This is a genomic window from Streptomyces sp. NPDC050504 (assembly GCF_044458065.1).
Classification (GTDB): Bacteria; Actinomycetota; Actinomycetes; order Streptomycetales; family Streptomycetaceae; genus Streptomyces.
Map to the genome: position 1 here is coordinate 149,053 of NZ_JBITHO010000014.1, position 12,284 is coordinate 161,336.

The 12,284-nt window shown below is 69.9% G+C and carries 10 protein-coding genes; 4 read left to right on the forward strand and 6 right to left on the reverse strand.

Annotated features, from left to right (window positions below; genetic code table 11):
- Nucleotides 1-24: 24 nt before the first annotated feature.
- The 4 genes from ACIBNE_RS38105 to ACIBNE_RS38120 form a co-directional block, all read right to left on the reverse strand.
- Complete coding sequence (locus ACIBNE_RS38105; RefSeq protein ID WP_399280156.1) at nucleotides 25-180, reverse strand: hypothetical protein; 156 nt, start codon at nucleotides 178-180, stop codon at nucleotides 25-27.
- A gap of 39 nt (nucleotides 181-219) precedes the next feature.
- Nucleotides 220-522: a hypothetical protein gene (locus ACIBNE_RS38110; protein ID WP_399280154.1), complete on the reverse strand. Its 303-nt coding sequence runs from the start codon at nucleotides 520-522 to the stop codon at nucleotides 220-222.
- A gap of 8 nt (nucleotides 523-530) precedes the next feature.
- Nucleotides 531-1,307, reverse strand: coding sequence for a hypothetical protein (locus ACIBNE_RS38115; RefSeq protein ID WP_399280091.1), 777 nt, complete (start codon nucleotides 1,305-1,307; stop codon nucleotides 531-533).
- 149 nt (nucleotides 1,308-1,456) lie between these two features.
- Complete coding sequence (locus tag ACIBNE_RS38120; protein WP_399280093.1) at nucleotides 1,457-1,861, reverse strand: hypothetical protein; 405 nt, start codon at nucleotides 1,859-1,861, stop codon at nucleotides 1,457-1,459.
- Nucleotides 1,862-2,296: 435 nt separating this feature from the next.
- Here ACIBNE_RS38120 and ACIBNE_RS38125 point away from each other — a divergent pair, with 435 nt between their 5' ends.
- Nucleotides 2,297-2,719, forward strand: a complete 423-nt coding sequence (locus ACIBNE_RS38125; protein ID WP_399280095.1) for a hypothetical protein — start codon at nucleotides 2,297-2,299, stop codon at nucleotides 2,717-2,719.
- Nucleotides 2,720-2,744: 25 nt separating this feature from the next.
- Here ACIBNE_RS38125 and ACIBNE_RS38130 read toward each other — a convergent pair whose 3' ends face one another.
- Complete coding sequence (locus tag ACIBNE_RS38130; RefSeq protein WP_399280097.1) at nucleotides 2,745-3,809, reverse strand: aldo/keto reductase; 1,065 nt, start codon at nucleotides 3,807-3,809, stop codon at nucleotides 2,745-2,747.
- A gap of 117 nt (nucleotides 3,810-3,926) precedes the next feature.
- On the opposite strand from ACIBNE_RS38130, the gene ACIBNE_RS38135 reads away from it, so the two are divergent.
- Nucleotides 3,927-4,760 carry a helix-turn-helix transcriptional regulator gene (locus tag ACIBNE_RS38135; protein ID WP_399280099.1) on the forward strand — a complete coding sequence of 278 codons (834 nt, stop codon included), beginning with the start codon at nucleotides 3,927-3,929 and terminating at the stop codon, nucleotides 4,758-4,760.
- A 319-nt stretch (nucleotides 4,761-5,079) separates the two neighbouring features.
- Here ACIBNE_RS38135 and ACIBNE_RS38140 read toward each other — a convergent pair whose 3' ends face one another.
- Nucleotides 5,080-5,412: a hypothetical protein gene (locus tag ACIBNE_RS38140; RefSeq protein WP_399280101.1), complete on the reverse strand. Its 333-nt coding sequence runs from the start codon at nucleotides 5,410-5,412 to the stop codon at nucleotides 5,080-5,082.
- Nucleotides 5,413-5,784: 372 nt separating this feature from the next.
- Between ACIBNE_RS38140 and ACIBNE_RS38145 the strand changes: the two genes are divergently transcribed.
- Nucleotides 5,785-9,300 (forward strand): NB-ARC domain-containing protein, encoded by a 3,516-nt coding sequence (locus ACIBNE_RS38145; protein WP_399280102.1) that lies wholly within the window; start codon nucleotides 5,785-5,787, stop codon nucleotides 9,298-9,300.
- Between the two features lie 647 nt (nucleotides 9,301-9,947).
- Nucleotides 9,948-12,281: an FxSxx-COOH system tetratricopeptide repeat protein gene (gene fxsT, locus ACIBNE_RS38150; RefSeq protein WP_399280104.1), complete on the forward strand. Its 2,334-nt coding sequence runs from the start codon at nucleotides 9,948-9,950 to the stop codon at nucleotides 12,279-12,281.
- Nucleotides 12,282-12,284 lie beyond the last annotated feature (3 nt).

Consider the following 12,284-nt stretch of genomic DNA (forward strand, 5'->3'; position numbering starts at 1 on the left):
TGATCAAGCGTGTCCACCTGGCCGTCATGAGCGGTAGTGCGTCGCGTCTTCGGCGAGGTACTCCTGGAGCCAGTCGATCGGGAGCCGCTGGCTGAAACTGTGCATGGCGGCTTCTTGAGCCAGTTCCAGGAGCTGAGCGGTGTCGACGGCTCGGACAGTGCGGGGAAGGGGCGGGGTCATGCCGAGATGGTGCCAAGAAGCTGCCGTGGAGCCGAGAGTTCAGCTGGGCTGGGATGCGATCTGCCGACGGGCAGCCCGCCAGATTTCCTCGAACTCTTCGGAGGTGAGTCGGTCGGGGTCGTGGCCTTCCCATTCCGAGACGGGCAGCTCGGCCGTGATCCCGAACCTGCTGTCGTACTCATCGAGGCGGCCCGCTTCATGGGCCTGCTGCCACTCGGCGAGGGAGGCGGCTGCAATCGGGGTGAGCGTTGGTCCTTGGAGTTCGACTTGCCTGGTTACCCAGCCATCCGCGTCGATCTCGAAGTAGAACCAGATGTCTTCCTCGTCCCAGTAGCAGCGCATCCATGTGGTCACCAGGACATGATGCCGGACCAGATGCGCCGCCCCACTCCGCTTGATCTTTGGAACGTCCATACGTTTGAGCGAACTCGGCCGACTCCAGGTCCGCGCCGACCCCGAGGACGGCCATGGCGGTGAGGCAGGCATCGCTCAGCCGGGCAGACCAGGCGTCCAGGTAGCGGCCGTTGCCGGGGCGCACCTCGTGGCCGAGATCCACCGCATGGGCGGCGGTGGCCGTCTCGTACCAGGCCGGTCCGGTCGGGTGCTCGACGCTGGGAGTGGACCTGGAAGAAAGCAGGCTGCCCTCCAGGTCCACCCACCTGTCCATGCCGAGCTTCCACGCGGGACAGGTCGACGTGGGGCAGATCCACCAGCCGCCTGCTGGGCAGCTTCGGGCCGAACACGATGGCCGAGACGTGCTCGGCCGCGCCCACGCCCAGGCCGGCGGTCAGGCCGACCAGGTGGTGCAGCGTGCACTCCTCGTCGGCCATCGGCCGCGCCCAGTTGAACGACTTCTCGAAGAGTCGCTCGCCGGGTCCGCGCACGTGAAAGCGGGGAAGGTCCAGGGCGTTGAGGAAGGGGTGACCGTCGGGGGCACCGGGCGGCGCCAGGCCGATCGGGTCCGTGCTCAGGAAGCCGGGCATCTTGCCGTCGGTCTGCCGCAGGACGCCGGTCTCCTCATCGCGTACGGCATAGGTCGGCGGGTGCAGCGCGGTCTTCAGCCCGAGGTCGGTCACCGCGGTGGAGTCGCGCGGCGTCGTCACCCGCAACGCGTACACACCGAGCACCGGGGCAAGCTCCGCCGAGGGCGGGAGCTGCGCCACAGTGTCCCGGTGCCGGGTGTGCTCAGAAGCCGTGCCGGATCCTCGTGACTTGGACTGGGCGGCCGTCGATGCCGTCGAAATCCACGACGCCGCCCCACGGCTGAAGAGCCCCCTCAAGCCGTCCCCAGTTCCTCCCCCGGCGGGATGTAGGCATCAGGATCGTAAGCATCCTCGACATGCCCGTCAGCGTCCACCGTGATGGCCACCGCCCCTCCCTGCGCGGTGATCAGCCACGCAAGGACCTGCTCCGTCACAGGGGTGTTCCCCGGGCCCTGGTCCGTCCAGTGCACCCGCCACCCGCCACCGGGCACTGCCGCTACGATCTGGTCGGCCTTCTCCAGATGGGAGAAATCCTCGTAGTCCGTGACGGGGCGCATGGCACCTCGCTTGGCGTCGACTACCAGGGCCGTCCCGGTTGCCGGGTCCCACGCCTCCACACGGACCATCCGGCCGGTCTCGGTCTCAGTGCCGCTGAAGATGGCGGTCCACCCGGTCTGATTGAAGTAACGAAGATCCACCAGTGCATCATCTCGCAGTACGCGGAGAGCCAGCGGGCGAGACGGGTGCCTTCGAATCCCAGGATCTGACGCAGCTTCGCAGTAGGCGTTAAGGTCGATCTCGATCGTTGAGCAAAGCTTCGTGGTGAGTGGCTGGCGAGACCGAAGCAGGCAACAGTTCCAGCAGTGCGGAGGGGGGACTGTGAAGCTGCCGCTGCACCCCTTCTGCCCCTGTTTCATCACAAAGTGCACCGGTTCACGACGAACACTTCCGCGGCCACCACTACTTCTGCCGGTAGCTGATGGTGCTGGCCACCGCCGCCTCGCCCACGATCCACACCACCCTGGTGCGGAGCCTGAAGCACCATCACATGCCCGTCCCGGAGCCGTCCGAAGGATGTTCGCCGGTACTGGTTCTCGGTTTCGCTGTGGGAAGCGCTGCGCGATACTCGCCCTGTGGAATGGCGTGAGCAGGTACAAGAGGCAGAACAGAGCGGTGACTGGGATGCGGCCATCTCGCTGGTGAGCGCTCGTGCCGAGTGCTACTCCAGCGTCTTTCACGCGCACGACAATCATCTGTGGCACATGGATCTGCTCATTCGTGCGGAGCGATTCGACCAGCTCACCAAACTCGCACTCACAGACGTCCACGCGCGCCGGCGACTCAACAGATCGCTTCACGAGCGGGGGATGGACACCGCGCTGCGCCACCGTGCCGAGGCTGGCGACAGTAGCGCCTTGTATCACCTCGTGAAGTTGCTGTGCGAAAGAGACCAGTTCCAGGAAGCCCACGAAACAGTAGAACGACTTGATCCTGAGAACGCTTACGCGCACCGGCTCGTGGCAGAATTCCAGACAGCCTCGGGACAGAACAGCTAGTGCTGCCCCGGGGCCTGGTCGGGTGTCAGCGGCGGGTTTCGACGTTCATGTCACCGTGGACCACCGTGCGCATCCTGTCACTGGCGAGCATGTCGTGCGGGAAGCCGAGTTCGATCGCACTGGCCTCGTTGAGGCGGGCCAGTTGGGAGGCCGTGAAGTCGACTTCCAGGGCTCCCAGATTGTCCTCCAGCTGCGCGGGAGTGCGGGCACCGACGAGCGATGCCGTCACATCCGGGTTCTGCAGGGTCCAGGCCAGCCCGACCTGGGCCGTTGTGCGGCCCATCTCCCCGGCGACCTCCTTCACGACATCAGCGATGTACAAGTTGCGTTCGGTGAGCGCGCCGTTGGCGATATTGAAATTTCTACGGGTTTCGTCGTCGACCGCGGTGCTCGTGGTGTTCAGGTCGTCGCGGCTGTACTTGCCGGTGAGCACCCCGCCGGCAAGTGGCGAGTACGGCAGCACCCCCAACCCCATCTCGCGTGCCATCGGGATCAGATCGCGTTCCCCGGTACGCTCGATCAGGCTGTATTCGATCTGCAGGGCGACCAGCGGCGACCAGCCGCGTAGGCCGGCGATCGCCTGCATGCGCGACACCTGCCAGGCCGGGGCGTTGGAGATCGCCACGTACAAGACCTTGCCCTGTCGGACCAGATCGTCCATGCCGCGCAGGATCTCCTCGACCGGCGCCGTGAAGTCCCACACGTGCAGGTAGAGCAGATCTATGTAGTCCGTATTCAACTGCCGCAGACTGGCTTCCACCGACGCGAACAGGCTCTTGCGGTGAGGGCCCCCGGAATTCGGGTCGCCGGGCCGGCGCAGCGTGGTGTATTTCGTTGCCAGCACCAGACTTTCGCGGTTTTCGCGGGTAAATTCACCCAGCAGGCGCTCGGAACTTCCCTTGGTGTAGGTACTGGCGGTGTCGACGAAGTTGCCGCCGCGCTCGACGTAGAGGTCGAACAGCTTACGCGCCTCGTCCCGCTCGGCACCCCAGCCCCACTCGGTGCCGAAGGTCGCCGCGCCCAGCGCCAGCGGTGACACCCGCAGCCCTGAGCGGCCCAGCAGCCGGTAGGTATCGAGAGTGAGCGACATCGTGTCCTCCTGTGCTTGTAATTCGCCATCGGGAACGAGTCTGTGACCGCCGCGAGCCGGGGGTAAGGGAAAGAACTTCCTGGGAACACCAGTCCTACCCAGGCTGTTGGATCGACCATGACGACCCGCACCGTGGACACGACGAAGGAGCTGGCCGCTTTCCTGCGGGCCCGGCGCGAGCACCTGGACCCGAAAGACTTCGGCCTGCCGTCGCGTCAGCAGGCTCGGCGGACCCCGGGACTGCGTCGTGAAGAGGTCGCCGAACTGGCCGGGGTCAGCGTCGACTACATAGCGCGGCTGGAACAGGCCCGGGGGCTGAGGCCCTCCGTGAATGTGGTGGAGGCGTTGTCCCGGGCGCTGCGTCTGACCCCCGACGAACGCGCCTACCTCTTCAACCTGGCCCAGCAGCGCCCCCGCAACGCCGACAAGCCCGCCACCACTGCCTCGGCCCCGCTGGCCCGGCTGGTCACCGACCTGTCGCCGTTGCCGGCCATGCTGATGAACCACCGCTACGACGTCCTGGCCTGGAACCGCGAAATGGCGGGGCTGCTGCTCGATTTCGCCACCCTGCCGCCGTCGCAACGCAATGCCATGTGGCTGTGCCTGGTGCACCCTGAAATACGCGAGCTCTATGTCGACCGCGAGCGTGTCGTGCGGGAGGGAATCGCCCACCTGCGCGCAGCCTGGGCCGCGCACCCTGAGGACCGGGCGTTGACCGACCTCATCACCCAATGCACCATCCACAACGAGGACTTCGCGCGATTGTGGGCCGAGCGGGACGTGCAGGTCAACGGCCGCGGACACAAGGTGATACGGCACCCGGACGCAGGTGTGATCGCCGTGCACTTCGAAGTGCTTGTGCCACTCCAGGATCCAGACCAGCGGTTGATGATCTGCCGCGCCGCGGACGACGAGAGCCGGTCGGCATTGGACCGGCTGCGCTCACCGTGACGTCGAAGAATGATCACGGGCTGGGACGCTCGCGCGGCGGGTGCACCACCAAGTTGCACCTGGCCGTCGAGCAGGGCCAGAAGCCCATGTCGATCGCCATCACGGCAGGACAGCGCGGGGACACTCGCCGCAGTTCGAACCCGTGCTGGAGAAAGTCCGCGTGCCCCGCATCGGGCCGGACCGGCCGCGTGTTCGCCCCGACCGCGTGCGGGCCGACAAGGTGTACGCCTCCCGCAGGAACCGCGCTGCCGCCGCGCGGTACGGCAAGCTCGCCGTCCGCCATGAGGCGACCGTGCTGGTCGCAGCGATCAACGAATGGCTATGCCCCTGTCTCGCGCGTCAGCACGTACGTGTTCCCGATGTCCGGGTCGCCGTACATGAAGAACAGCACCAGCCCATCGTGCTGATCGCGGTCCGCATAGAAGAACCACGAGTATGTCGACGGGGGCTCCGGAGTCGAGGGGGAAGCTACAGGTGCGGGAAGGCGCCTCACGACTCGGGTCCGGGTCGTAAGCGCGAGTCGGACGACCTGTCCGTCGTCGTCGGTCAGCTGCCAGGTTCCCGTACCGGAGAGACGCCAGCCGTCCTCGAAGTCAAAGCACTTCCCGTCGAGCTTCTCGATAAGGGCTGTTCCGTCTTCGCGGAGCACCATGCGGGTTCCCTCGACGTTTTCCCAACTCCCGGCCACTTCGGCCGCCGTGGCGTCGTGGAGCCCCGTTCCCCCGTAGTGCTGACAGGGACCCGCGCATGCAGTCAGAACGGCCAACATCGCCTTCAAGCCGCCAAGGGCTGCCACCCGCGGACGCAGCCTGCTTCCACCCGCCATCAGGCCCTCCTGCCAGACTCGTTGAGCGTGTTCAACTACGTGCCTGGAGAGGTGGCGCGCGTCACCCCCGGCTCGCGTGTCCAGCCACCGATGAGCACGGCGAACAGCGCTTTCGACGCACGCCCCAGCCGTCACCGGCTGACACCCGCCTCGCCCCCTGGCTATCGTCAGGGCAGTCGGGGAACAGGGAGGTGGCCCGTGCGCGGTGCCGTCAAGGGCGCATCGCTCGCCGGAATCGCGGCGGCCTTGGCCGTCCTGGCCTCGCTCGCGGCCAACGCGGCCACGTCCAAGGACCGTTGGCCCAGCGCGCTCGACCACATCCGGCAGCAGCCGTGGTGGTGGGTCGCCGGACTCGCGGCCGCCGCGATCCTCATGGCCGTCCTCCTGACCTGGCGGCAGGAGCGGCCCGCCGCGGTCGCCGACGATCCGCCCACACCGTCCGCGCTGACCGTTCCCGACTGGGTGATCGACCGCACCGAACGCGCCCGCACCGTCAAGGCGGTGTGCCGCACCCGGCGCGGCGGCCGCACCATCGCCATCACGACCGCCCTCGAAGGCGCCGGCGGCTTCGGCAAGACGGTCCTCGCCCAGGCGGTGGCCGCGAGTCCGCGCGTACGGCGGCACTTCCGCGGCCGGATCTACGTCATCACGATCGGCCGCGACGTCCGCAGCCGGGCGGCGATCGCCGCCAAGGTCGCCGAGGCCACCCGCTTCGTCACCGGCGACACGACGGCCTTCGACGACCCGGGCCTGGCGGGCGACCACCTCGGCCGGCTCCTCGACCGCCGCCCCCGCACCCTGCTCCTCCTCGACGACGTCTGGAACGCCGAACAGCTGGACCCCTTCCTGCGCGGCGGCGCCGGCTGCGTCCGCCTCGTCACCACCCGCGTCCCCGGCGCCCTGCCCCGCGGCACCGAACGCGTCCGCGTCGACCAGATGTCCCCCGCCCAGGCCCGCGCGGTCCTCACCTGGGACCTGCCCGCGCTCCCCGAACCCCTCGTCCGCGACCTCCTGGAGGCGACCGGACGCTGGGCCCTGCTCCTGCGCCTCACCAACCGGCTGATCAGCCGCCGCATCGCCACCGGCAGCGATCCGGAGCACGCGACGGGCGAGATCCTGCGCAGGCTCCTCGCGCACGGCCCCGTCGTGGTCGACTCCGACCCGGCCACGCTGGACCTGGACGATCCGGCCCGCCGCGCGCAGGCCGTCCGGGCCACGGTGGAGGCGGCCCGGACCCTGTTGCCGCCCGGCAGTGACCGGCGCCTCGCGGAGGTGTCCGTCTTCGCGGAGGACGAGTCGATCCCCGTACCGCTGATCGCCCGCCTGTGGACGGCGACGGGCGGTCTGACGGAGGACGAGAGCCGTACGCTCTGCGCCGCGTTCGACCAGCTCTCCCTGGTCTCGCTCACCCCCGACCACGACGGCCGCGTCGCGATCCACGACGTGCTCCGCGACTACCTGCAGAAGGAGCTGGGCGAACCGGCCTTGACCACCCTGCACGGCACGCTCGCCGACGCCTTCGGTCCCCGTCCCTGGGAGTCGTCCGAGGGATACGTCCTCGACCACGCGATCGAGCACCTGCTCGCCGCGGGGCGGACGGCTGACGCGGAGCGCATCGCGAGCGACCTGCGCTGGATCGAGACCCGGCTCCACCAACACGGCCCGATGGCGGCTTGGGCCGACCTGTTCGATGTCCCCACGCGGCACGCGGCCCGGCTCGCCGACGACCTCACCCGAGCCGCCCACCTCCTCACCCCGACCGACCCTCCCGAGCTCCTGACGAACGTCCTGCACAGCCGCCTGGAGTCGCTGCCACTGTGGCGAGACCGGATCGAGGGCCGGCAGACCGCGCCCGAGATCGCGGCCCGGCCGCTGCTCCGCAACCGCAGTACCCCACCGGACCTGCCCGAACCGGCTCTGCTCCGCACCTTCCTCGGCCATGCCGGACCCGTATGGTCCGTCGGGGTCCGGTCCGACGGCACGTCGCTCGTCACCGTCGGAGCCGACGGGATGGCCCGAGGGCTCGACCCGGACAGCGGCGGCGAGTTCGCCGTGGACGTCCGGGGCCCCGGACGCTTCAGGGTCCTCGCGGTCGCCCCGTACGGCACCGGACTGGTGACGGGCGGACCGGACCGGACCTTCCACACCTGGACGCTCGACCGGGCCACCCCACCGACGCGAACCCTCGGGCCGGTCGGCGGCCGCGGAGCGTCGGTGCGGGCCCTGGCGACCTCTGGGAGCCGGATCGCGACCGTCGCCACGGACGGCACCCTGGAGGTCTGGGCCTCGGGCGGGAACCACCTCGCCCAGGACGTCCAGCAGGGTGACGAGCACACCTGCGTGGCGTTCTCCCCCGACGGTGTGTGGCTGGCCGTCGGCAGCCTCCGACGAGTCCGGCTGATGTCCGCGGACCTCGCCCAGGTGCAGGACCGCGGTCCCACCGCAGGCGCTCCGGTGAACGCCATCGCCGTCGCGCGGGACGGCAGCTGGATCGTCTCCGCCGAGGCGAACGGCACGCTGCAGATCTGGAACGAGACGCCGCCCCACCACACGTCGCAGATCTCCGCGCACAAAGGCCCCGCCACCGCGGTGGCGGTCTCGCCGGACGGCACATGGCTGGCCAGCGGCGGCGAGGACGGCACCGTCGCGCTCTGGGACCGGCGGACACGGGAACGCCGCGCCCGCTACACCGCCCATACCGGCCCGGTCCACGCCGTCGCGATCACGCCGGACGGCGACCGGGTGATCAGCACCGGAGAGGACGGGACGGTACGGGTCTGGAACAGCTGGGGGCCCGAGCGAATCCGCTCGGGCGACGGCGAGGGAATGCGGACGGTCACCGTCGCCGACGAGGCCGGGCGGCTGGCCGTCGCCCACCGCGACGGCAGCACCCGGCTCTGCGACCCGTACGGTGACACCTGGAGCGACCCCCTGTCGTCACGCCTCGGGGAGTACCGAGGGCCGGTCGCCTTCGCGCCCCACGGCAACTGGTACGCGGCAGGCCACCTGCACGGTGTCGAGATCAAGACCATCGACCAGTCGACGGCCGCGGACCCCACCGTCCTCCCGCTGGGCCCCTCCATCACCGCGCAGGCCCTCGCCGTAGCCCACGACGGCAGGTGGCTCGCCGTCGCGGACTCCGCGGGAGCGCTCCAGCTGTGGAACCGTCTCCTGGAGACCCGGACCGCCACCGTGCCGGGGCCGTGGGACGCCACCGGCCGGGCGCACACCGTCGCCGTCGCACCCGACGGGACCTGGCTGGCCGTGCTGCGCCACCGGCACCGGTCCGGCCGGACCGGTGCCGAGTCCTTGGTGCAGGTGGTCCGCCTCGCGGAGGGCCGCACCGTCGTCGGCCGCCAAGTCCAGATCCACCGCGGCGAGAAACTCACCGGCCTCGCTGTCACGCCCGACGGCAGCCGCCTCCTCACCACGTCCCTGAGCGGAGACGTGAGCCAGTGGGACCCGCTCACCGGCGTCCTCCTGACCAACGTCACCGACCCCGACGGCCCCGTGAGCGGGCTCGCCGTCTCCCCCGACGGCAAGTGGATCGCCACCGCCGGCTCCCTGCTCCGCGTCCGGGACGCCGCCACCGGCCGGACCGTCGCCGGTGTCCGCGCCGAAACGCCGCTTACGTCCTGCGCCTGGCTGCCCTACGGCCGCGGGCTCGTCGCCGTCGGCGAACGCGGCCTGTACTCCTACGAGTTCCGCCCATGAGGCGGCACCCACCAAGGGACACCGAGCCGTGTCCTGTTCCGCATCTTCGAAACGAGCTCATCCGAGTGGTGCCGTCGCCGAGGGCGCCGCGCTCGTCGACGTTCGGCTTCACCCGCCCGTCGTCCTGCGCCCCGATGGAGACCTGCGCCGACGGTCGAAGCCGTCTTCGATGAGGCCGACGACATCGACCGACCCGTCCGGATCAGCTCCGCCATCATCCGCGCGCGTCGCCTCCTGGAACGCGTCCGCGTCCCGCGCACCGGACCTGGCCGACCCCGCCGCAGACCCGACCAGGTCATCGCCGACAAGGCTTACGGCTCTCGCTGTCAGAACCATCCCCGGCTGCTCGACGGCCTGGAGCCCACCGTGGGTCTCGCCGCACGGTCCGGGGCTGGCCCCAGATCGCCCTCCATGGGCGAGTGCCGGGGCCGCGTGGTCACGGTCCTGTCTCACTGCCGGGGCGTTCCCCGTCCCCGGGGCAGGACGGGCCTTTACCGTGGAAGCAGCACGGCGGCGAACAGCCGTGTTCGGGGGTGGAGTTGATGGCAGACCAGGCAGAGGGACCCGGTACTGTCGGCGGGCAGGGGCCCCTGGGCAGGGCGGGTCCAGGCCCGGACCGGGACGAGGATGTCCGGGCCGGCAACAGCATGTCCGGAACCACGGTGCACGGCCCTGTCGCCCAGGCCGGATCGATCGGCACCTTCATCCAGCAGGCTCCTCCCCCACCACCCAGAGCAGAAGTGAACTGGCCGCTGCGGATCGGTCCCGTTCCCGACCTGGTCACTGCCCACCAGCCCCGGACCGGCCTGCGGGAGCGGATCGACCGCGTCCAGGGCGCTGCGGGTACGGTCGTGCTGAGCCAGGTCCTCTCGGGCGGGGGCGGGGTGGGCAAGACCCAGCTCGCCGCCGCCCTCGCGCACCGCGCCGTACACGACAACACCGACTTCGTCCTGTGGGCGGATGCCACCCGGCCCGAGCAGCTGCTGGGTGCGTACGCGACCGCCGCAGTGCTCGTCCAAGCCCCCGGCGCGGCCGGACAGGACGTGGAATCCGACGCACGGGCGTTCCTCAACTGGGCCGCCACGACCAGCAGATCCTGGCTGATGGTCCTGGACGACGTCATCGACCCGGCCGCCCTGCGCGGCTGGTGGCCACCCACCAGTGCCTCCGGCATCGGCGACGGGCAGGCGTCAGGTGAGTCCGATACCGGTGGAACGCGGCACCGGGCGGTGATCATCACCCGGCTGAAAGGCGCCGACATCAGCGGCGGCGGACGCCACGTCCTGGATGTCGTTCCCTTCACGGCCACCGAAGCCGCGGCGTTCCTGCGCGAACGGCTCCCCCTCGCTGACGCCGGTCATCTTCTCGACGAAGCCGTCGACGAGGTCGGGGCCGCCCTGGGGCACCTGCCGCTCGCACTCGGATACGCGGCCGCCTGGATGATCAACGAGGACCAGCCCTGTGCCGCTTACGTCGCGCACTTCCGGGACCAGGCACAGCGACTTGCTCAAGTACTGCCGGCCAAGTGGAGCGGGGAGGCGTACGAGCGGGAAATCGCCGCCGCGCTGCTGCTGTCACTGGACGCGGCACAGGCGGCGGAGCCGGTCGGCCTCGCCGGGCCCGCACTGGAGTTGGCGGCGTTCCTCGACCCGGCCGGGCATCCGGCCGAGTTCTGGCAGACCTCCGCGGTCACCGGCCACCTCACCCGCGCCGGGGGCAGGGACCTCGTCCCGGCCGTGGATCCGGCGACCGCGCGCAGGGCGATGCGGCTGCTGCACCGGTACGGACTGATCACCATCCGCCGGGAGGACCCGCAACGCACGGTACGGATCCACGCACTGACCGCGCGCGCCGCACGCGAAGCCCTCCCCGCGGAGAGGACGGGTGCTGTGGTGCGGGCGGTCGCCGACGGATTGTGGGAACTGTGGCCGGGAGAAGACCACCACGACATGGCGCGTGCCGCGGTCCTGCGCGCCAACACCGATCACCTCTACCCGCTGGCCGGCGACCGTCTGTGGCAGCCGGACGGGCACGTGCTTCTCTACCGGTCCGGGGAAAGTCACTGGCGCAACGGCATCCCCGCGACCGCGGTCCGCTACTGGGAGCGGCAGGTCGCTGCCGCGGAGAGAACACTGGAAGCGGACCACCCCGATGTCCTCGCCGCCCACGCCTATCTCGCCAACAGCTACTGGACCGCAGGACACACCAACAAAGCGACCACGCTATTGGAGCGGATCCTGGCCGACAGCGAGCAGTTGCTCGGCCACCAGCATCCCAGCACTCTGACCCTCCGTGCCAACCTCGCCACCAGCTACTGGACCGCAGGGCATATCAGCGAGGCCATCGCGCTGGAGGAACAAGTACTGATCGACAGTGAGCACCTCCTCGGCACCGACCACCCCGACACCCTGCGCTCCCGCGCCAACCTCGCCACCAGCTACCGGACCGCAGGACGCACCAGCGAAGCCATCACACTGGAGGAACAAGTACTGGCCGACCGCGAGCACCTCCTCGGCACCGACCACCCCGACACCCTGCGCTCCCGCGCCAACCTCGCCACCAGCTACCGGACCGCAGGACGCACCAGCGAAGCCATCACACTGGAGGAACAAGTACTGGCCGACCGCGAGCACCTCCTCGGCACCGACCACCCCGACACCCTGCGCTCCCGCGCCAACCTCGCCACCAGCTACGGGGACGCGGGGCGCACCGAGGAAGCCATCGCGCTCCTGGAGCAGGTCCTCGCCGACAGCGAGCACCTCCAGAGACCTGTGCACCCCGACACCCTGAGCGTCCGCGCCAACCTCGCCACCAGTTACCGCGACGCGGGACGCCGGGACGAGGCCGTGCGGCTGCTGGCGAGTACCGTCGAGGACTCCCGGCAGGCCCTGGGCGAGGAGCATCCCAGCACCGTGGCCCGTCTGAGGGTGCTGCGGCGGTGGCGTGAGCAAGACGTGCCCCCGCGGACCGGCCAGGGCTGAAGG

Coding starts and splice junctions, on each gene's coding strand:
- ACIBNE_RS38105 (WP_399280156.1), bottom strand. CDS start 180: ATGACCCCGCCCCTTCCCCGCACTGTCCGAGCCGTCGACACCGCTCAG.
- ACIBNE_RS38110 (WP_399280154.1), bottom strand. CDS start 522: ATGCGCTGCTACTGGGACGAGGAAGACATCTGGTTCTACTTCGAGATC.
- ACIBNE_RS38130 (WP_399280097.1), bottom strand. CDS start 3,809: ATGTCGCTCACTCTCGATACCTACCGGCTGCTGGGCCGCTCAGGGCTG.
- ACIBNE_RS38135 (WP_399280099.1), top strand. CDS start 3,927: ATGACGACCCGCACCGTGGACACGACGAAGGAGCTGGCCGCTTTCCTG.
- ACIBNE_RS38140 (WP_399280101.1), bottom strand. CDS start 5,412: ATGGTGCTCCGCGAAGACGGAACAGCCCTTATCGAGAAGCTCGACGGG.
- fxsT (WP_399280104.1), top strand. CDS start 9,948: ATGTCCGGAACCACGGTGCACGGCCCTGTCGCCCAGGCCGGATCGATC.